Source organism: Kushneria sinocarnis, assembly GCF_003633775.1.
In the GTDB taxonomy this organism is placed as follows: domain Bacteria; phylum Pseudomonadota; class Gammaproteobacteria; order Pseudomonadales; family Halomonadaceae; genus Kushneria; species Kushneria sinocarnis.
Genome location: NZ_RBIN01000004.1, coordinates 82428 through 102706 on the forward strand (window position 1 = coordinate 82428; position 20279 = coordinate 102706).

Genomic DNA, 20279 nt, shown 5'->3' on the forward strand with positions numbered 1-20279 from the left:
GCTCTATTAGGCTGAGGTATCAACTTCCGGGAAGGATTTTACCAGATCATCCAGCGCCTTGATCTGCGCCAGGAAAGGTTCCAGCTTTGAAAGCGGCAGTGCACTCGGGCCATCACACATGGCGTTGTCTGGATCAGGGTGTGCTTCCAGGAAAAGCCCAGCCAGCCCGGTAGCCATACCCGCTTTTGCCAGTGACAGGACCTGCTTACGGCGACCGCCGGAAGCAGCGCCAAACGGATCTCGACACTGCAGTGAGTGCGTAACATCAAAAATGATGGGCGTATTGTTGGTCGCTTCTTTCATGACATCAAAGCCCAGCATATCCACGACAAGATTGTCATAGCCGAAATTAGCACCGCGCTCGCAGATAATCACCTGATCGTTGCCACCCTCCCGAAACTTATCGATAACGTTTTTCATTTGCCCTGGGCTGACAAACTGCGGTTTTTTAACATTGATCGGTTTGCCAGTGGCGGCTAGAGCCATAACCAGATCAGTTTGGCGGGCGAGAAAGGCAGGTAGCTGCAGTACATCCAGCACTTCTGCTGCGGGTTTGACCTGCGCGATCTCATGAACATCGGAAATGACCGGCACATCAAACTGCTCTTTGACCTCTTGTAGTATACGCAATCCTTCTTCCAAACCTGGCCCACGAAAGGAATGCACTGAAGAACGATTGGCCTTGTCAAAAGATGCCTTAAAAATATAAGGGATATTGAGCCTCTGCGTTACTTCGCAGTATTCCTCACAAGCAGACATGACAAAATCGCGATTCTCTATGACGTTCACACCGCCAAATAGAACAAATTTTTCCCAATTATCAACTGAAACAGCTTTGTTTAAAATCATATCAACTCACAGATAAATCATGTATATTTTTCCCCAATTCTCTAAATTGGAAAAAGGCTCTTTTCTTATAGCTGATAATGCACTCATTCTCATGCTTATCAAAAGCTGGCAGCGCATCAATAGCTATCCCTATAACATCCACCTCATTCAAGACTCTTTTTTTGAGATATTTATCGCCAAAGACATCCTTCATCAAAAAAGATATTTTTGGCGTATTAGATTCTAAAAAGGCAAACGGTACACCTATATTAAGACAAAAACAAACAGCATGAAACCTTCCTGTTATAACTACACTTGCGTCAGCAAGAGTAGAAATATAAGATTCTAAACTTAAGCCTGAATTTGTCATAGGAAACCAATTAACGTTTTTATCAGAACAAAAATTTTCCAATTTACTACTAATATCGGAAAAAACAGAATCTGTTGTAAAAAAACTTGTTTGGTTTCTCTCCTTACCGATTGCACCCAAATTTTTATAAAAGGTCATGTCCGGTGAAAACTTGGCATCAACACCTTTTTTTGTTAAATTATTCAAAGAGTACATATCTCTTGAATACACTAAATCAAAACATGATATATTTTTATATACAAGATCATTATTATTGTAATAAGTTCCATTCAAAATCACAGATTTTTTGTTATTCTCTTTGCAAAAAGAACCTAGCTCAGATAACACTATCGCCCTACCATTAGAACTGTGTATTGAGCCTTCAGCGTTTAATATTACCACATCCGCTTCATTAAAAGCAGATAAAAAATCATCTGACTCATCCCATCTTTTGGTTACCGGGTGATAATAAATTATTTCTATCCCCCAAGAGGCAAGCAAGTCTGTGATATTGTTAATGACAGAAATGCAGCCAACATGCATCTCTGCTCGAGTATCATTAACCAGAATCGCTTTTATCAGCATAAAACACCTTTTAGGGGATAGTTAAATCTTTGTTTATTTCAGTTTAAGAGAAAAACGCTTAAAAAACAAAGAAAACTTATCAAGTATGTTTAATTCGCTTCTCATGATACCACCATTTCTTTTTGCTAACTCATAAAAAGCATAATACTTCCCAAACTTATTTATATTTGAATTGTCTACTCTTGAAATATTTACATCCCTCCCGGGAAAGGCTATTTGTGAAAATGCTTGTAAGGAACTGGAACTGTGCAAAGCCCTTGCAACGTATACTCTTTTTGGAAAATTAACGCCATTTATATTTAGATGATTATTTAATATGCGCCAACTTTGATTCGGTTTTTTAACGCTATCGTTTATGCTTCCCCCCTGCTTTTTATTTTTGCTCCTTTGAATTACTTCTTTACCTTCTTTCCAGAGATCATTAACACCATTATTAGTTACGATGTATTTTGAGTCAGCACCGGCATAAGTATTATCGAACTTAAGACCTATGAAATTTTTTGCTTCAGCCAAACTCGGCGAGCACAAAACTTTCTCTAGAAAATAGATTGAAGAGTTTATCTCAAAACTTGGGTTTGGGTATAAAGGTTCAATATCGCTTATCCAATCATCCGCAAACATAGTAGCGCCTTCGTGCACTTGTTTTATGCCATTCTCATGACTTAAAGTTATTCCACTTTCCAAACTCAGCCCGCTTGGGTCATAACTAATCAAACTACCAACCGGTTCATTAAACAAGGTTTCAACGAACAAGTTGTGTGAAAGCAAGAAGCTAAATTCTTTTTGTTTCGAATTTAAATTTTTAAAAAGAAAGCAATGTGCATTCTCTATCGGATCGTCCGCATTCTCATTGATATAAGACATGAAAAACAAAGGTATAAATTTTTCCTCAAAGAAAAATCTTAACGCTTTATGAGTTGAACCTTTGTATCCAAAGTCTACTGCAGAAGTATTTAAACTTGCATCAATATCAAGACTTTCCAAATATTTTTTGAGCGATTCTTTATTCTTGGAATTCCCATTATCCCAAGAATTCCAATTCTTAACAAGATAGTCGTATACTAAGCCGTAGATAGCAGCATAATTAACATCTTTTACTAAAACACTTGTGTCTTTTATATTCCACTTCTCTAACAAAAAACCTTCAATTTCTTCTAGGTCGATTTTGAATCTATTTGTCAGCAGCGATGCTAATGAATTAGCCCTAGAATAATCATCAATTCTTATATCAAAACAATCGATCGGATTATCGATATTCAAAGCTGTTAAAGCTTGACGAGAAACACGAACATACTTCAAATCAATATCTTGGTACTCATTTTTTTGCTCAACTAATAAAGATGCTACTTTATATGCCATATAGCAATCCCGAGAAAAAAACAGTACCTGCTTTACTCCCATTTCTTTTGATTTATTTAAAATCCATTTAGAAAACTCCAGCACAACAGGTCCAAGCGCTAAATACCCAAATTTATATGGAGAATTCATTAACTCGTCAGTAGCAAACTTATATTCTTTATCTTTATACATAAAATCAGGACTAAAAAATCTTTCACAGTAAAGCCCTGCACTTGTTCTCAGCACAAAACTGTTATCAATGACCTTTTTATCAAATGGACGTTTTTTTATTTCTTTATAAAACCTTTCTCTAGACGAGGGTAAATTAATGGCTTGCAAACCAGATTGATTAGCTTTTTCATAATCACCTACTAGGTTATCACCTACATGGACAATACTGCCCTTTGCAATACCTGCGTTTTCTATAATTTTTTCAAAAAGAGATCCGGAATGTTTTTTATGTCCTTCTCTTGAAGATACATAGAGCTCATCAAAACGATAGCCGTTTGTAATTAAAACTTTTTTAACAAACTCATACGAGTGTATAAAATCAGAGGTAATAATTATCTTTTTATTTTTTTCGCAAGCTTTCTTGAACAAAGCATTGCCGATTTTTCGTGGCTTTAAAGTCTGGAGCTCGATATCTTGCTCTAACTGTACCAAAGTCTCAGAATAACTTGATTCAAGCCCTAACTCATTTAAAAAAAGCTTGTATACATCTTCTATCCTTATCTCTTCTGGCAAATCAGGATTTTGGGTGAGAGCAATATCTTGCTTTTCCCTGAGCTGTCTTTCAAATCCATGTCGAAGGACGGCGAATCTTTCGATTACTTGTCTAGGTAAAAATCCAAATCTTTCTGTATTCTCTTTTATATGTTTTTGCATCAAGAAGAATACATCTTCTGGCCGAAAGACTGTACGTCTTACCAGCGTATCAAAAACATCAAAAGAAATTGCCTCTTTATCTGAGAATATCTCTTCGATTTTTTTGAAATTTTCCAGCTCAAGATTGTACTTAGAGCTATCTAACGCTTTTAATTTTTTATCTGAAGCATTAAAAGAAGAAAGCTCTATATAAGGAAATAAAATGCTATTGATCTCAAAAAAGGTAGAACCTTTCCTTCCTCGAAAAAGGCCATCAATATACTCTTTCAAAAAGTAACTATTATTAAGGAAGTGATCTTCTAATACGAAATTATAGAAAAAAGAAGATGCGAATTCGCGGTCGGAAATCTCATTTCTCGATAGGAAGTTATCGCTCCCTAGACTTGAAAGATGAGATCGGGAGGGTGATATTAACGCTTTCCCAAAAAACTTTGCTTGCAAACCAATTGTACTGGATATGCTTACGGTAGCATCAGCCCACGGCGCAATATACTGCGATATATTATCGAGCTTTTCAAAAGCAGAACTGTATAAGAAATTTGGAAATCTTTCTCTCAAGAAATCTATATTTTTGTCATTAACCGCTCTTTCTGAAACAAATCCGCTAACGTATTGAGTAACTATTACACCAACATGGTCAGGGGCATTGCTTAATACATCTACAAGAAATTCAAATTGGTTTTTATAACTACAATTTTCATAAAACCCAAAGTAGCTAGATATTTGAAGAGGTACTAGCCAAAATTCTTCAAAATTCTCTGCTCCTGTAAGTTGTGAAAGTATGATCTCTTTTACATTCCTGCTCTCGAAATAATTTTTATACCAACTCCTTAACTCGTAAAACTCTGATAACTTTTCTTCCCTTACTAAGCAATCACTTGGAAAGCAAGCATTTTTATTAAAAGAAGAATCTTTATACAGGCCATTAATATCTACTGACAAAGTCCTTGGAAAAGGCGGGCGCATAAAAGGCCCCGGCATTAAATCAACGACTAAAGCTTCAGGATAAATTTTTCTTAAGAAATTTACAGGGTATTCCCAACTGAATATGATGTCTGGACACCAATCACCAAGCATATTCAAAATAAGATTTTTAGCTTGGTCGAAATATACGTCTTTTTTATTATAATCTCCCACTAAAAAATAATCGCTTTTTAAAAAAGAATTGCCTTCTTCATGGATATCAACCAATTCTACTCTGTTGAATTTTACCAATCTCTCTTTGGCTTCTTTACCCAATGCTTTAAAAGCATGTTCACTAATAATAAAAGCACTATCTTTACACTCAACACCGTAAGCTTTTTTGATATTTTCTGACAAAGGCATTAAAAACTTTTCATAAGCTCCCGCTCTAAATGAAGGAATCCCCATATCTACGGATAGATTAGTGATAAAAACTGCTTTCTTAATATTAACTTCCGGCATTATGATGTGCTCTTTAATTTGACTTCATTAACAATTTCTTCGATCCTAACTTTTTGCCCTTCCCTCATGTATCTCGGGTACAGTATATATGAGGCTGAGAACACATTTATTATAGTTAAATTCCTATTTCTCCTAGGGCTTTTTTGCTTATCATTTGTAATTCCCCATCCAGCATAGAAGGGACAGCCTACAGTTGTCACCGCCACTCCTCTTAGCAAGCTTTCAAAACCTGCTAAAGAGCTAATAGTATAAACCCGATCTACCCCAGTTAATGCATCATTGAGAGACATTCTTTCAGATATAATATTACATATTCCCATTACATCATCTGGATTTGAAAGTCCTTCTCGCTTCCCTACCAACACGTCCGGATGTATTTTATATATAATCTGTGCCTCAGGATTTTCTTTAGAAGCTAGCCGCACAAGATCATTATTGGTAAAAGGCCTGTCACAACCAAACTGAATGGACTGATCATCTTCGACCTGGCCAATGACCAGCACTCGCTTGCCAAGCTTTGGCCCGTACAGGGTTGCAGCCAAGTTCGTAATGGCCTCATTGTATTTTGTTATGTCATTTTCAACGATTGTTTGAATACATTTTTCTGCACGCTTCAATAATTCGGGATCGCTGTCAAAGTCGTAATTATTTAACAGGTTTTCCAAGTCTGAAGGCTGTGTGGCATCAAAATAGATCCCTGTCTTATCGAAACAAAGCGAGTACGGAGGCACGTGTTGGGCACCCAGCCCGACAGAGCGAATGAACCCGTCTTCGACTCGAACTACTTTAATACCAGGCTCTGCCGCTAAAAAGTCTTTAAACACCTGTGTCTCAAGCTTTCCCCAGATATATATTTTTTTGACTTTTGACCACTTGGCGAGCCGATGTAAAGCTTGCTCGCTAACGGAAAGAGGCACATATGCCACGTGGGCTTCTTCAATAAATTTTTCAAAGTGGGGCCTTTTCCATGCAGCCACATTGACGGCCCACACCTTTTTTTTTCTTGCCTCAAAAACAAATTTCAACTCCTTGGAAAAACGAAGCAATTTTTTCTTAAGCATATCAATACTTATCCTAATTAAAAATTTCCACGACTCCTGCTAAATTATCAATCTTATCTTTTACAAGTAGCGCTTTTATCTTCCTTTCACGCATGATTTCCTCGGCATCTGCAACCAGTCTTGTTTCATCGATGCAATAGGGTGTAGTACTCATCAGGTCTTTGGCGCATTTCGTAACCAGCCCCTCTTCATTCATAAGGCCACGCCTGATATCACCGTCGGTGATGATGCCCTGCAATTCATTCTCCTGCATTACAACGACAAGTCCGATACGACCAATGGTCATAGCCATTAGGCACTCACGTAAAGAAGCGGTCACATCTACTGTTGGCACTTCTTTATGCATCACATCTTTCACTCGGGTCAGCAATTTTCTGCCCAAACTACCACCGGGATGAAAGCGAGCAAAATCCATCGGTTGAAAGCCTTTCGCCTGTATGAGGGCCACTGCCAGCGCATCCCCCATGGCCATGGTGGCTAGTGTTGAGGTAGTTGGCGCAAGATTGTTGGGACAAACCTCCCTTTCAACTTCAACGTTCAGAAAAACATCCGAATTTTTGGCCAGAGTGGAATGCTCATTGCCTGCTATCGTAATAATCTGATTGCCAAAGGATTGCAGACTGGGAATCAGTCTTATCACTTCTTCGGTTTCACCGCTATAGGAAAGCAAAATGACGACATCAAACCCGGTAATAATGCCCAAATCACCATGAAAAGCCTCGGCCGGGTGCATGAAAAAACTGGGTGTGCCTGTTGAAGCAAAAGTGGCGGCCATTTTTTTGCCGATAATACCGGATTTGCCCATGCCTGACACAATGACTCTACCCTTGCATGTCAGAATCATATCGACAGCTTTTTCAAAATTCTCATCAACTCTTTCAGCCAACTGATTGATAGCACGAGCCTGGGCTTGCAAAGCATATCTGGCGATAAAACCATACCGGGTGTCGATAGTCACTTCAACGCTCCCATCTAATATCTTGTTTAACAAAATTGGCAGGGTTTCCGGCGATGATACAGTTTTTCCGTGAAGCTTTTATTTACAAAAGAACAAGCTCCTATAACGCATTCGGCTGGGATAAATACCCCTTCGGAAACAAAAACTCTTGCGCCAATCCAAACCTTGTCTCCAATAACCACATCGGCAGGAAGGTTTAAACGATTATCATTATCCCATTCGTAAATTTTGTTTACATCAGTTGATCTTATTTCAATTTCTCTGGAAAACATACAATCACTGCCAATGGTTACATCTTTTTCTCTAGCCAAGATATAGATACCAGCAGTAGTTGTATTTTCTCCTGTAACAACTTTTTTCCCTTACCAGTTATTAATACATGACCAGATAACCTTACGTTATCACCAATCATAAGCTGGCAGTCGCTACCCTTGAAGTTTATTTTGACATTCTTTAAATGGACATTATCACCAATAATTAATTTATTGTTTTCAAACATCAGCTCTACTTTGCCTTGTGTTCTTACAACACTTCAATACCAAAATAATTATTCCATAATTAAATATTTTACCCCAGCTCTTTTCCAGCTGCCCCTTTTCTTGTATTTCTCCTTTGCATATACCTCCCGATTTTTTATGCAAATTGATCTTGCATTTGGCATATCAATCGTTCCTGTTAATTTTGACCATCCTTACGTTCATTGAAGTCATCTCCATATTATTAAATTCACTTTTCGATTTTGCCCTTATTATCAATCTTTTAGGCACAACATTTACAAGCGTGAAAGCCACATATTACAGATGTTCCCTAATAAGAAAAAGGGATAAAAATAGACTATCACTTACAGCAGGTACTTATGCCCAGGCATGCTCCTGCTTTCCAGCAGCTCTACTATTTCGTGGGGGCTGAATTTTTCATTTTTAACATTATCACACAAGTATGCTACCGCCCGGGAATTAAAACCGGGCAATTTCCAGAACCCTGAGCAATCTATTAGGCGCCATTTCATTATGCCGAGCACAGTGTAAAGGCGACCGTTGGCAGGCATGCAATTCTACGCAAATGCTGTGCTAACGGGCTACTGTTACTGTTGACCAATACGACAGTGGTAGCCCTCTGGTAAGAACTATTAATGAATAGCGATACATTTCCGCCTATAAATATTTACCAAAACCATCAATAACTATCTATCGATAGCTTTATTTCACCACTCTACAAAAAAGCTATGCCGGTAGGAATAGCTTATCAAGCGTGTTCAGGAACAAACCGCCCACCGCTTACAACTTGCCCAAATCCGATCCTATAGCTGAGGCAGACTTTATAAAATCCATCAGCTGATCGCCATAGCGCGTGAGGTTCTGCTCCCGTTCGAGCTGCTCTCTGGCGTGCCGACCGATCCTGCGGCGCTGCTCGGGGTCGTGGGCCCATTCGATCAGCTTTCGGGCAGCCTCTTCGGGATCAAGCACCCGCGCAGTCACAAGGTCATTGTCGCTGGGTGAGAACACTTCATCCGGCCCCTGTACGCAGAGCTCACCGTATCTGGCGAGCGCGCTTCTCGGGCGGGTCGGTTCGAGGATGGCGCCATTCCCGGCATCCTGTAACGCTTCGGGCAGGCCATCCACATTGCTGACGATGGCCGGTACGCCATAGGCGATTGCTTCCTGGGCCACCAGCCCGAAGGGTTCGCGCCACGAGGGGCAGATGAAAGCGTCGAGCCCGGTGTAAAACGCCGACATGTCATTGACCAGCCCGCAGAACCGCACGTTGTCCTGCAGCTGCCACCGATTGACCCAGTCGCGCAGCACGGGCTCAAGCGGCCCCTCCCCTGCAATCCACAGCTCGGCCTCGGGCAGCTCATTGTGTACGGCCCGAAAGGTTTCAAGCGCGACCATCGGTGCCTTCAGCCCTTTCAGCCGCCCGGCAAACCCCAGGCGAAAGCGGCCTTCAGGGTGCTCGGCATGGCACTCTGGCACTTCAATGGCATTGTGAAGGGTCAGGGCCGGCACGCTCTCCGCCAGCCCGCAGCGCAGCTGAAGCATCCGATAGGCCGCGTGGGAGACCGCCACAACCCCGGAGAGGAGCTGCAGATAGTCATCCACCTCGCGTGTTCGGGTCGCCGTCCAGGCGGTGCCGTGCTCGTAATGAAAGACCGGGTGATCATCCAGCATCGCAAGCGGGTTGCCGGCCAGCTTGTTCCAGACAAGAATGGCCTGCGGGTCCACGCGCTCGATCAGCTTCTTCTGATATCGCGCCCGTACCCCGAACAGCTCGGGCAGCTTGAAGGATGAAGGCCCTTTTATGCTGTGGATGGGATGCCCCTTTGAGGTGAGCGCCTCGCGCAGAAACGGGTGTACCTGCTCGGTCTGCAGCAATACATCCAGCGACATGGCGCGTTTGTATTCGGAGACAAACCGAAGAAAATAGCGCTCAACACCCCCGAGGTTTTTCAGGCTGACAAGGTGAGCCATTCTGGGCGGCAATGATGGGTCGTTGCTCATTGGGTGTTTACCGGCCTGGGCCTGAGGCTGATTGGTTCGTCATACTGTATCATGAGGATTGCATGAGACACCTGCCGAAGGCAGTTTTTACCAGCCGGTTATTCGAACGAAAGTGCTTTCGTGCCCGCCGAGCCCTCTCACTGCTGAACACTGCCTACATTCGTTACAACCTGCCCGATTTCGAGCCGCACCCTGATGAGCCTTGTGCTGCTCGCCCCTCTACCCCGCCCCACGCCCTCGAACTGAAAAAGCCGCACGGGGTGCGGCTTTCATGAAGGCGCGTTCGCGGCCGAACGCTCCCTGAGGCTGGCGTGCGGCGGCGCGCTCAGGAATAGACCGGCAGCCGCTTGCAGATCGCCTCGACCTGCTCCTGTACCTGCCGCTCGGCCGCGCTGCTGTCGCCCTGCTGCATGGCATCGAGGATGTCGCAGATCCAGCCGGCAAGATCCCGGCACTCGGCTTCGCTGAAACCGCGCGTGGTCACGGCCGGCGTGCCGATGCGCAGCCCGGAGGTCACGAACGGGCTCTGCGGGTCGCCCGGTACCGCGTTCTTGTTGACGGTGATGTGCGCCCGGCCCAGTGCGGCATCGGCGTCCTTGCCGGTCAGGCCCTGCTTGACCAGCGAAAGCAGAAAGAGGTGATCCTCGGTGCCGCCGGAGACAACGTCGTAGCCGCGTTCGATGAACACGCCTGCCATGGCCTTGGCGTTGTCGACCACCTGCTGCTGATACTCGCGGAAGGCGGGGGCCAGCGCCTCCTTGAAGCAGACGGCCTTGCCGGCAATCACGTGCATCAGCGGGCCGCCCTGCTGCCCCGGGAACACCGCCGAGTTGAGCTTCTTGTAGAGGCTCTCATCGCCGTGATTGGAGAGGATCAGGCCGCCGCGCGGGCCGCGCAGTGTCTTGTGGGTGGTGGTGGTCACCACATGCGCGTGCTGAAGCGGGCTGGGGTAGACCCCGGCGGCAATCAACCCGGCGATGTGGGCCATGTCCACCACGAACCAGGCGCCCACCTCATCAGCAATGCTGCGAAAGCGTGCCCAGTCGATGATCTGTGAATAGGCCGAGAAGCCGGCAATGATCATCTTCGGCTGATGTTCGCGCGCCAGTTGGGCCACTTCGTCATAGTCGATCAGCCCGGCATCGTTGAGGCCGTACTGCACGGCATTGTAGTGCTTCCCGGAGAAGCTGGGTTTGGCACCGTGGGTCAGATGGCCGCCGGCATCGAGGCTCATGCCGAGAATGGTGTCACCGGGGGAGACCAGCGCCTGGAAGACCGAGCTGTTGGCCTGCGAGCCGGAGTGCGGCTGCACGTTGGCATAGTCGCAGCCGAACAGTTCACAGGCGCGATCGATCGCCAGCTTCTCGACCTTGTCGACGTACTGGCAGCCGCCGTAGTAGCGCTTGTCCGGGTAGCCCTCGGCGTACTTGTTGGTCAGCTGCGAGCCCTGCGCCTGAATGACACGCGGGCTGGTGTAGTTCTCGGAGGCGATCAGCTCGATGTGAGCCTCCTGGCGGGCGTTTTCTTCCTCGATGGCCTGCCAGAGCGTGTCATCGAAACCGGCAATGGTCATGTCACGGGTGAACATGGGCTAACCTCGGCAACAGGGGGAGAGTCGGCACGGTATTGCGCGAATTGGCTCGCGCGGCGGAATTGAGCGCCATCATACACAAGGCCCTGCGGGGTTTCACATGCGCATGCGTCATCGGGTTATTCAAAAGCGCTCAAGGGGGGCGGGCGTCCATCGCGACTGAAGTCGCTCCTACAAAACCATTCGGTTTCTGCACCGCTGTGGGGTGTGGCCAGCATGGCTGAAGGGCGGCCTCAGACCATCGCGACTGAAGTCGCTCCTACAAAAACCATCCGGTTTGCTGCACCGCTGTGAAGTGTGGCAGCCAGCGTGGCTGCAGGGCGGCTTCAGACCATCGCGACTGAAGTCGCTCCTACAAAAAACCATTCGGTTTCTGCACCGCTGTGGGGTGTGGCAGCCAGCGCCACTGTAGGAGCGGCTTCAGCCGCGAAGAAACATTCATACCTCAGCAGCGCCATCGCGACTGAAGTCGCTCCTACGAAACCATTCGGTTTCTGCAGCGCTGTGGAGTGTGGCAGCCAGCATGGCTGCAGGGGCAACCTCAGGCATCGCGACTGAGTCGCTCCTGCAAAAACCACCTCGGCGTTCGGCAGGTCCGCCGATACCGTAAGGCTCAGGCAGTCACACGCTGACCGATCATCTGCCCCGCTGCGCCGATATGTTCGCCGGCGGGCGCCGCGTTGCGTTCCAGCGCAAAGCGCAGGGAAAGCGCGACATAGAGCGCCAGGCTCATCGCTACCAGCTCACCGCCATCCTCGAGCAGCACCCAGATCAGATCGCCCGGCAGGGCTTCATGCAGCATGTCCACCCCTACCCCGCACGCGACCAGCACCACTACCGCCATCATCAGGCGATGCACGCCTCCCCGGTTGCTTCGATCCTCGAGCCAGTAGCCCAGCCCGATCAGCGGGAATATGACACCGGCGATCAGCAGCACGGAGAGTATCTCGCCCAGGTCCTGGGCACGCAGCCCGGCAGTTTCAGACAGGGCCAGCGACTGTACCAGCGTGTTGCCGAGATGCTCATGCAGGCTCATCGAGTCATCGAGCAGGAAGTAGGCAAACAGCAGCACCCATCCTGCGTACAGTTTCCAGGAGTGTTTCAGTGCCAGCCAGCCCAGCAGCAGGACGGTCCAGGCCATCTGGATATAGCCGAACAGCTCCGCGTAACTACGATCACGGTCAATCGCCAGCATCGAGAACAGCGCCTTGCGCTCGCCGGGGTTACTGACCGAGAACAGCGAGTCGGGAAAGAACCCTGCCGTATAAAAGACATGCAGCGCGATAAAGCCTGCATCCGTCAGCAGCAGTAGATAGAGAAACGCACGCACGCTTTCCCCGGAAGTCATGACGGCCCCTTTTGGTTCTTGGTTGTATAGACGAATACTCCCTGCAGATTCATGGGGAGCCATTGATTCACATAAGCTTCCCTTTATTGTCATCAAACTGACATATCAGTGTGTGCCGATCCGGATATCGGGGCGGCTGCGAGTCAGTTCGGCACAGTGCGGGAAAGAATGGCAGGCGTTTCAGGGTGAAGAAGGCAGTGATCGAAGGCGTGGAGAGTGGCGTTTCGGTCTGCATCGCGACTGAAGTCGCTCCTACAGAACCATCCGGTTTGCTGCACCGCTGTGGAGTGTGGCAGCCAGCGTGGCTGCAGGGGCGGCTTCAGGCATCGCGACTGAAGTCGCTCCTGCAGAACCATTCGGTTTCTACACCGCTGTGGAGTGTGGCAGCCAGCGGGGCTGCAGGGCGGCTTCAGGCCATCGCGACTGAAGTCGCTCCTGCAAAACCATTCGGTTTCTGCACCGTTGTGGCGTGTGGCAGCCAGCACGGCTGCCAAACTCACCCCCCTACGCTGAACAGGCTGCCGAGTTCGCCGGTGATCAACAGGTGGGTCATGATCGCGAGCACATAGCCCAGCGCGATGGCGGGGGTCCACTTGAGGTGCGAGACGAAGGTGTACTTGCCCTTGGCCTGTCCCATCAGCGCCACGCCGGCGGCCGAGCCGACCGAGAGCAGACTGCCCCCTACCCCGGCGGTCAGGGTGATCAGCAACCACTGCGCCTTGTCCATGTCGGGCTCCATGTGCAGCACGGCGGCCATGATCGGGATGTTGTCCACGATGGCGGAGAGCGCGCCGATCAGCGAGTTGGCAATGGTCGGACCGAGCATGCCGTAGAGGAAGTTCGAGGTCACGCTCAGATAGCCGATGAAGCCGAGCCCGCTGACACACAGGATCACGCCGTAGAAGAACAGCAGCGTATCCCACTCGGCATCGGCAATGTGGCCGAAGATGTTGAAGCGCTCGCGATCCTCGATGCGCCCGGCGCGCTCCTCGATCTTGACCGGGGTATGTTCATCGGTCTGCTTCCACTGCTCGACCTGCGACTCCCAGCGCTCGTTGGTCTTCATCAGGTAGTACATGTAGAACTTGAGATAGCCGAGTCCCAGCATCATGCCGAGGAAGGGCGGCAGGTGCAGCACCTGGTGGACCAGCACGGCGGTGATCACGGTGGCGATGAACAGCGCGATCACCCCCAGCGCGCCGCGGCGCATCGCCATCGACTCGCCGGTCGCCTCGGGCTTGCCGGCAGGCAGGAAGAAGTGCATGCACAGCGCCGGCACGATCACGTCGACCAGCGCCGCCGGGAAGAGCTCGAAGAAGCGGGCGAAGCCGAGCTGACCGGCCTGCCATACCATCAGCGTGGTGATATCGCCGAACGGGCTGAAGGCCCCGCCGGCGTTGGCCGCCACCACGATGTTGACGCAGGAGATCGCCACGAAGCGCGGGCTGTCACGCCCCACTGCCAGCACCACGGCCGAGAGCACCAGCGCGGTGGTGAGGTTGTCGAGAAACGGCGAGAGAAAGAACGCCAGTGCGCCGGTGATCCAGAACAGCTTGCGATAGCTGTATTCGCGGCTGGTCAGCCAGTTGCGCAGGGCCTGAAAGACGTGACGGTCGGTCATGGTATTGACGTAGGTCATCGCCACCAGCAGGAACAGGAAGAGCTCGGTGAACTCTGCCAGACCATCGACCAGCGCCTCCTCCACGGCCGCCTGCTCACCGCCGTGCAGGGTATAGGTAAGCGCCACCAGCGCCCAGATGAGCCCCGCCGTGAACACGATCGGCTTGGACTTGCTCAGGTCGGTGAACTCCTCGGTCGCCACCAGTATATAGGCGATCACGAACAGCACCAGGGCCAGTATCCCTTCCCAGCGGGCGGTCAGATCCATCGGTCCGGCGCTGGCCGCCAGCGCCATGGAAGGCATCAGCGCTGCCAGCAGCAGCACCATCACGGTCTGTATCGTTCGTCTCATCGGTTTGCTCGTCGGAGAGTGGACGTCCTTTCCTGACTGAATAACTGAACCCAGTCTTAAACACCAATCCCCCATGATGGCTCAATCAGGCGCCGAATTCGAACCCGATCGCCCCGCCGAGCCGATCATGCCGCTCGGGCGCCGGGGCTTCAGGCCTCGCCCAGCAGCTGCAGGCTGGCCATCGGCGCCTGACGGCGCAGCGGTCGCGAGAGCAGATAGCCGATGCTCCCGATCAGCAGCGCGCCGCCGGGCGGCAGCACCAGCCACAGCCAGAGGTGCCAGCGCGGCGCAAGATCGAGCCAGCCGGCGTAGAGCACGGCGGCAAGCCCCTCGGTCAGCGCGGCCCCCAGCAGGCCGCTGGCCAGCCCCAGCAGCACGAACTCGCTGGCCTGGGTGCGTGCCAGCTGGCGGTTGCCGGCGCCGAACACCCGCAGCAGCGCCCCCTCGTGCGCCCGGGCCGGCCGGCTGGCCGTCAGCGCGGCATACAAGACGGCAATGCCCGCCAGCAGCACCAGCCCCAGAATCAGCTCGATCGCCTGCGCCACCTGGCCGAGTAGGCTGCGCACCTGACCGAGAATGGCGTCGATATCCAAAAGCGAGACCGACGGGAAGCGCTGGATCACCGAGCCGAGCTGCTGCTGGGCGCGGTCATCCAGATAGAAGGAGGTGATGTAGGTGTGGCTGAACCCCTCCAGCGCCCCGGGCGGGAAGATCACGAAGAAGTTGGGCCTGAACGACTCCCAGTTCACCTCGCGCAGGCTGGCAATGCGGCCGGTCACCTCCCGGCCGGCGACATCGAAGGTCAGGCGATCATCCAGCGCGAGCCCGAGATCCTCGGCAAAACCGCGTTCGACCGAGATCGGCGGCGGCGTGCGCTCGCCGGCTCCATCCCCGAACCATTCGCCGCTGACGATCGGGTTGTCCGCCGGCGGCTCGGCGCTCCAGGTGAGGTTGGTCTCGCGCTGCAGCTTGCCGTCGTTGCGCTCCTTTTCGGGCACCGCGTCACGCGCGGTCTCGCCGTTGATCGTCACCAGCCGGCCCCGCACGATGGGATAGGCCTGCGAGCGCTGATCGGTCAGCCGGTCAATGGCAGTGACGAACCCGTCGCGCTGGCTCGGCTGAATGTTGATCGCAAACTGGTTGGGAGCATCCGCCGGCAGCTGATCCTGCCACTGGGTAATCAGATCGCTGCGCACCAGGGTAATCAGCGCCATCAGCGCGAAGGTGACCGCGAAGGCAAGGATCTGCCCCAGGCTCGAACTGCGCCGCCGGGCCAGCTGCCGCCCGCCGAGACGCACGTTCACCGGCAGGTGCGGGGTCAGCGCCAGCAGTGCGGTGAGCAGCGCCCGGGCGACCCACCACAGCACCGCCAGCGCCACCAGGCCGCCCAGCAGCAGCCCCAGCGAGAGCCGCAGATCGCCACTGTAGAGCCACAGCAGCGCGCCGAATACCAGACTCGCCACGGCCACGAGCAGCCAGCCGGCCGCAGGCAGCGGATCGAGCTCGCGCCGCAGCACCTTGAGCGCGCTCACCTGGCGCAGCCGCAGCAGCGTCGGGCCGGCAAAGCCGATCAGCACCGCCAGCGCCGTGAGTACCCCCAGCAGCAGCGGCACCGGCCCGGGCGGCGGCAGCTCCAGCGGCAGCAGCCGGGTCAGCAGCGCCAGCAGCGCCCACTGGCCGATCAGCCCCAGCACGGCCCCGCCGAGGGCGGCCAGCAGCGCCAGCAGGGCCAGCTGGGTGGCAAACAAACGCGCCAGCTGGCGCTGCCGGGCACCGAAGCAGCGCATCAGCGCGGCGGTGTCCAGATGCCGATCGACGTAGCGCCGGGTCGCCATCGCGACCGCCACCCCGGCCAGCAGGACCGCCGCCAGCCCGGCCAGGCTGAGATATTTCTGCGAGCGCTCCAGCGCCCGGCCGATGCGCGGGCGGTCCTCGCGCACATCCATCACCCGGATGCCGCGATCACGCCACTGCTCGAGCTGGTCATCCAGCGCCGCCAGCTGGGCAGGCGTGCCCCTCGCCAGCATCCGGTAGGTCGCGCGCGAGCCGGGCTGGATCAGATGGGTGGCGGCCAGCTCGTGGCCGCTGAGCATCACCCGCGGATTGAAGTTGGCCAGCCCCACATCCTGATCCGGCTCCTGCACCACCCAGGCCGATACGGTAAAGCGCCGATCCCCCAGCGTGATCCGATCCCCCAGCGAGACATCGAGCGCCTGGCCGAGGCGCTGCTCGATCCAGACACTGCCCTGCTCCGGCAGGCCCTCGGCCGCCGTGCCGCCCTGCCCGCGATCGATCCGAACGGCGCCGTAGAGCGGGTAGCCGGGATTGACCGCCTTGAGGCTGGCGAGCTGAAAGCGGTCGCCGTGGCTCGCCATGGAGGCCGTGGTGAGCTGGGTGGTGACGCGCATGCCGGCCTCTTCGAGCGTCTCGCTGATGCCGGGCTCGAAGGCGCTGCCCTTGACCAGCACCAGATCGCCCCCCAGCAGCTGCCCGGCCTGACGGCTCATGGCATGGTCCACCCGGTCGAGAAAGAAGCCGATCATGGTGGAAGCGGCCACGGCCAGCGTCAGCGCCAGCAGCAGGGCGCGCAGATCACGCCGCAGCCCTCGCCATGCCATCGCCAGGGTATTCATTGCCCACGCTCCGCAGCGGTTTCCGGCTCGATCCGGCGGGGCCGCAGCGTGCCCGCCTCGAGCTCCAGTGCGCGGTCGCAGCGCCCGGCCAGCGCCAGATCATGAGTCACCAGCACCAGGGTGGTACCGGCTTCGCGGTTGAGACCGAACAGCAGCTCGGCGATCCGGCCACCGGTGACGCGATCAAGATTGCCGGTGGGCTCGTCGGCAAAGACCAGCTTCGGCTCGGTGACGAAGGCGCGGGCAATCGCTACCCGCTGCTGTTCGCCACCCGAAAGCTGTTTGGGCAGATGATGCAGCCGCTCGCCCAGTCCGACCCGCTCCAGCCAGTGCCGGGCGGCCGTGGTGTCGAGCGCAGCGAGGGCTGGGTCAGTCTGCTGCGCGAACGGCTGGGCGACGCGCACCAGGTGGTCAATGCCAGCACCAGTGGCGACACCACGGCCGGCGGCCTCTCCCGGCTGCCCGAGGCCCTCGAACGCACCCGGCCGGACATCGTGCTGCTCGAGCTCGGCGGCAATGACGGGCTGCGCGGGCTCTCCCTCGAGCAGATGAAGAGCAACCTGGCACAGATGATCGAGCAGAGCCGCGCGGCCGGGGCACGGGTCGGGCTGCTCGGCATCCGCATTCCGCCGAACTACGGCCAGGCCTATACCGAAGCCTTTCGCGCCATCTATCCCGAGCTGGCCCAGCGCTACGAGATACCGCTGGTGCCCTTCCTGCTGGAAGGGGTAGCCCTGAACGATGAGCTGATGCAGAGTGATGGCATCCACCCCAATGCCGAGGGTCAGCCGATCATCCTCGACAATGTCTGGCCGGTGTTACAAGGATTGCTGCAAACGCCGGATTCCGCCACTGCGCAACGGGCCGGGTCGTAAGCCGGAGCGGCGTGGTTCAGGGCGATTTCAGCTGCGCAGGCCAACTCATCGCGACTGATGAAGAAACGGCTGCAAAACCATTGCAGATCTTCCGGCAGGGGGTGGCCTGGCAGCCAACGTTCCTGCAACCCTGTCGCGGCTTGCCCGGCAAGGGCAGATTGGTAACCAACGCCTCTGTAGGAGCGGCTTCAGCCGCGAACATGTGGTCACATCCCGGGCAACCCCATCGCGACTGAAGTCGCTCCTACAAACCCCTGATGGTTGCAGATACGCCAGTGGCTCCTCATCGCGACTGAAGTCACGGCTGCAACACCATTGCAGATCTTCCGGCAGGGGTGGTCTGGCAGCCAACGTTCCTGCAACCCTGTCGCGGCTTGCCCGGCAAGGGCAGATTGGCAGCCAACGCCTCTGTAGGAGCGGCTTCAGCCGCGAACATATGGTCACACCCCGGGGAATCCCATCGCGACTGAAGTCGCTCCTGCAAAATCCCGATGGTTGCAGGTACGCCAGTGGCCTCCCTCATCGCGACTGCAGAAACCATTAAAGCCTCCCCGGCCTGCTGCCGTAGGAGCGACTTCAGTCGCGATATCATCCGTCTGGCCTGGTAACCATCCCGACGGGCATAATCGCCCTCATTGATTCGGCTTACGGGAGTCTTGCATGACCGAGGAACGCTCCTCCTTCGTCGCGGCCTATCGACTGGACGGTCAGGGGGGCGGGCAGCTGCTCACCCACGACGAACTGACCGGCGCCTGGGCGAGCGACGACGCCCCGCTCTGGATGCATCTGGACTTCACGCACAACGATGTCGAGCACTATCTGAGCCAGCTCGCCGAACTCGACAAGAACATCGTCGAGGCCCTGCTCGAGGAAGATACCCGCCCCCGGGTGGCGCACTTTCCGGGCGGCATCAATACCACCCTGCGCGGCATCAACCTCAATCCCGGGGCCTCCCCCGAGGACCTGATTTCGCTGCGGGTCTGGCTGACCCCGAATCGCCTGATCACCCTGCGCCGCCGGCCGCTGCAGTCGATCCTGCGCGTGCGGGAGTATCTCGATGCCGGCGAGGGTGCGCGCACGGTGTCGGAACTGTTTGCCGGCATGGCGGATGCGCTGGTCGACCGGGTCGGCGAGCGCACCCACCAGCTCGACGAGTGGCTGGCCGATCTGGAGGAGAAGCAGCTCGAGGATGAACCGGTCGACAGCGATGACATCGCCCGCATCCGCCGCCCGCTGATCACCCTGCGCCGCTTCATGGACCCCCAGTTCCACTGCCTGTCGCAGCTCGCCGAGATCGGCCTGATCGACGAGACCGGCCGGCTCTGGCTGCGCGAGGCTGCCAACCAGCTCTACCGCTACGTCGAGGACTTCCGGGCGATGCAGGAGCGCGCGCTGGTGCTGCAGGAGCAGCTGCGCAACGACCAGGACGAGAAGCTCAACGCCCGCATGTACCTGCTGGCCATCATCACCACCATCTTCCTGCCGCTGGGCTTTCTCACCGGGCTGCTGGGCATCAACGTCGGTGGTATCCCCGGCGCCGACAATCCCTGGGCGTTCACCGTCTTCGTGGTGCTGGTGCTGGCCATCGTGTTCGTGCAGCTGGTCTTTTTCCGCAAGCGGCGCTGGTGGTAATCCGCCGGAGCGATCAGCGGTCGGTATGACCGAGATCGCGTTCGGGATCAAGGCGGTCACGCACCAGCCGCTTGAGCGCCTTGATCTCCGGGAAGCCGCCATCACGCTTGCGCTCCCAGAGCACCTCCCCCTCGTCGGTGACGATTTCGAAATGCCCCCCGTGGCTGGGGGCCAGGGCCACCTGCTCGAGATCCTCGCCGAAGGTCGAGAGCAGCTCCTGGGCGTACCAGCCGGTGCGCAGCAGCCAGTTGCACTGGGTGCAGTAGTGAAGGGTAATGCGCATATCCTCTCTCCTGGTTCC

The 20279-nt window shown here is 53.3% G+C and carries 14 protein-coding genes and 1 pseudogene; 2 read left to right on the forward strand and 13 right to left on the reverse strand.

Features of this window, described 5'->3' with window-relative positions; all coding sequences use genetic code 11:
• Positions 1-6: 6 nt before the first annotated feature.
• From kdsA to C7446_RS07270, 12 genes and pseudogenes are all read right to left on the reverse strand, one after another.
• Positions 7-849, reverse strand: a complete 843-nt coding sequence (kdsA, locus tag C7446_RS07215; protein ID WP_121172430.1) for a 3-deoxy-8-phosphooctulonate synthase — start codon at positions 847-849, stop codon at positions 7-9.
• Position 850: 1 nt separating this feature from the next.
• Positions 851-1762 (reverse strand): polysaccharide pyruvyl transferase family protein, encoded by a 912-nt coding sequence (locus tag C7446_RS07220; protein WP_121172431.1) that lies wholly within the window; start codon positions 1760-1762, stop codon positions 851-853.
• Between the two features lie 33 nt (positions 1763-1795).
• The gene (locus C7446_RS07225) at positions 1796-5410 is read right to left on the reverse strand and encodes an HAD-IA family hydrolase (protein ID WP_121172694.1); all 3615 of its coding nucleotides are present in this window, start codon (positions 5408-5410) and stop codon (positions 1796-1798) included.
• Positions 5410-6471 carry a capsular polysaccharide export protein, LipB/KpsS family gene (locus C7446_RS07230; RefSeq protein ID WP_121172432.1) on the reverse strand — a complete coding sequence of 354 codons (1062 nt, stop codon included), beginning with the start codon at positions 6469-6471 and terminating at the stop codon, positions 5410-5412. The genes C7446_RS07225 and C7446_RS07230 overlap by 1 nt, the downstream gene beginning before the upstream one ends.
• Before the next feature lie 13 nt (positions 6472-6484).
• Positions 6485-7429 carry a KpsF/GutQ family sugar-phosphate isomerase gene (locus tag C7446_RS07235; protein WP_245977750.1) on the reverse strand — a complete coding sequence of 315 codons (945 nt, stop codon included), beginning with the start codon at positions 7427-7429 and terminating at the stop codon, positions 6485-6487.
• Positions 7430-7455: 26 nt separating this feature from the next.
• Positions 7456-7740: an LbetaH domain-containing protein gene (locus C7446_RS07240; RefSeq protein ID WP_147408739.1), complete on the reverse strand. Its 285-nt coding sequence runs from the start codon at positions 7738-7740 to the stop codon at positions 7456-7458.
• Positions 7741-8706: 966 nt separating this feature from the next.
• The gene (locus C7446_RS07245; protein ID WP_170150021.1) at positions 8707-9816 is read right to left on the reverse strand and encodes a glycosyltransferase family 4 protein; all 1110 of its coding nucleotides are present in this window, start codon (positions 9814-9816) and stop codon (positions 8707-8709) included.
• Between the two features lie 436 nt (positions 9817-10252).
• On the reverse strand, positions 10253-11515 hold the full coding sequence (gene glyA / locus C7446_RS07250) for a serine hydroxymethyltransferase (protein WP_121172435.1): 1263 nt from the start codon (positions 11513-11515) through the stop codon (positions 10253-10255).
• Positions 11516-12131: 616 nt separating this feature from the next.
• On the reverse strand, positions 12132-12866 hold the full coding sequence (locus C7446_RS07255) for a hypothetical protein (protein WP_121172436.1): 735 nt from the start codon (positions 12864-12866) through the stop codon (positions 12132-12134).
• 496 nt (positions 12867-13362) lie between these two features.
• Positions 13363-14838, reverse strand: a complete 1476-nt coding sequence (gene nhaD / locus C7446_RS07260; RefSeq protein ID WP_211327891.1) for a sodium:proton antiporter NhaD — start codon at positions 14836-14838, stop codon at positions 13363-13365.
• Positions 14839-14987: 149 nt separating this feature from the next.
• Positions 14988-17471 carry an ABC transporter permease gene (locus C7446_RS07265; RefSeq protein ID WP_121172437.1) on the reverse strand — a complete coding sequence of 828 codons (2484 nt, stop codon included), beginning with the start codon at positions 17469-17471 and terminating at the stop codon, positions 14988-14990.
• Positions 17468-17809, reverse strand: a pseudogene (locus tag C7446_RS07270) (ATP-binding cassette domain-containing protein); the annotation flags it as partial. The gene C7446_RS07265 and the pseudogene C7446_RS07270, both read right to left, overlap by 4 nt.
• On the opposite strand from C7446_RS07270, the gene C7446_RS07275 reads away from it, so the two are divergent.
• Both C7446_RS07275 and C7446_RS07280 read left to right on the forward strand, forming a co-directional pair.
• Complete coding sequence (locus C7446_RS07275) at positions 17765-18346, forward strand: arylesterase (protein ID WP_425454109.1); 582 nt, start codon at positions 17765-17767, stop codon at positions 18344-18346. The pseudogene C7446_RS07270 and the gene C7446_RS07275 overlap by 45 nt on opposite strands.
• Before the next feature lie 660 nt (positions 18347-19006).
• Positions 19007-19978 carry a zinc transporter ZntB gene (locus C7446_RS07280; protein WP_121172439.1) on the forward strand — a complete coding sequence of 324 codons (972 nt, stop codon included), beginning with the start codon at positions 19007-19009 and terminating at the stop codon, positions 19976-19978.
• A 13-nt stretch (positions 19979-19991) separates the two neighbouring features.
• Here C7446_RS07280 and C7446_RS07285 read toward each other — a convergent pair whose 3' ends face one another.
• A complete protein-coding gene (locus C7446_RS07285; RefSeq protein ID WP_121172440.1) occupies positions 19992-20261 on the reverse strand; it encodes an Rdx family protein in 270 nt (89 codons plus the stop codon).
• Positions 20262-20279: the final 18 nt, after the last annotated feature.

What these genes read in the sequence shown, in the direction of transcription:
- C7446_RS07245 (WP_170150021.1), bottom strand. Translation starts at nt 9,816, where the DNA reads ATGTCGCTGGATGTATTGCTGCAGACCGAGCAGGTACACCCGTTTCTG.
- C7446_RS07220 (WP_121172431.1), bottom strand. Translation starts at nt 1,762, where the DNA reads ATGCTGATAAAAGCGATTCTGGTTAATGATACTCGAGCAGAGATGCAT.
- C7446_RS07275 (WP_425454109.1), top strand. Translation starts at nt 17,765, where the DNA reads ATGCAGCCGCTCGCCCAGTCCGACCCGCTCCAGCCAGTGCCGGGCGGC.
- C7446_RS07280 (WP_121172439.1), top strand. Translation starts at nt 19,007, where the DNA reads ATGACCGAGGAACGCTCCTCCTTCGTCGCGGCCTATCGACTGGACGGT.
- nhaD (WP_211327891.1), bottom strand. Translation starts at nt 14,838, where the DNA reads ATGAGACGAACGATACAGACCGTGATGGTGCTGCTGCTGGCAGCGCTG.
- C7446_RS07255 (WP_121172436.1), bottom strand. Translation starts at nt 12,866, where the DNA reads ATGACTTCCGGGGAAAGCGTGCGTGCGTTTCTCTATCTACTGCTGCTG.
- C7446_RS07285 (WP_121172440.1), bottom strand. Translation starts at nt 20,261, where the DNA reads ATGCGCATTACCCTTCACTACTGCACCCAGTGCAACTGGCTGCTGCGC.
- C7446_RS07265 (WP_121172437.1), bottom strand. Translation starts at nt 17,471, where the DNA reads ATGAATACCCTGGCGATGGCATGGCGAGGGCTGCGGCGTGATCTGCGC.
- C7446_RS07225 (WP_121172694.1), bottom strand. Translation starts at nt 5,410, where the DNA reads ATGCCGGAAGTTAATATTAAGAAAGCAGTTTTTATCACTAATCTATCC.
- C7446_RS07230 (WP_121172432.1), bottom strand. Translation starts at nt 6,471, where the DNA reads ATGCTTAAGAAAAAATTGCTTCGTTTTTCCAAGGAGTTGAAATTTGTT.
- glyA (WP_121172435.1), bottom strand. Translation starts at nt 11,515, where the DNA reads ATGTTCACCCGTGACATGACCATTGCCGGTTTCGATGACACGCTCTGG.
- kdsA (WP_121172430.1), bottom strand. Translation starts at nt 849, where the DNA reads ATGATTTTAAACAAAGCTGTTTCAGTTGATAATTGGGAAAAATTTGTT.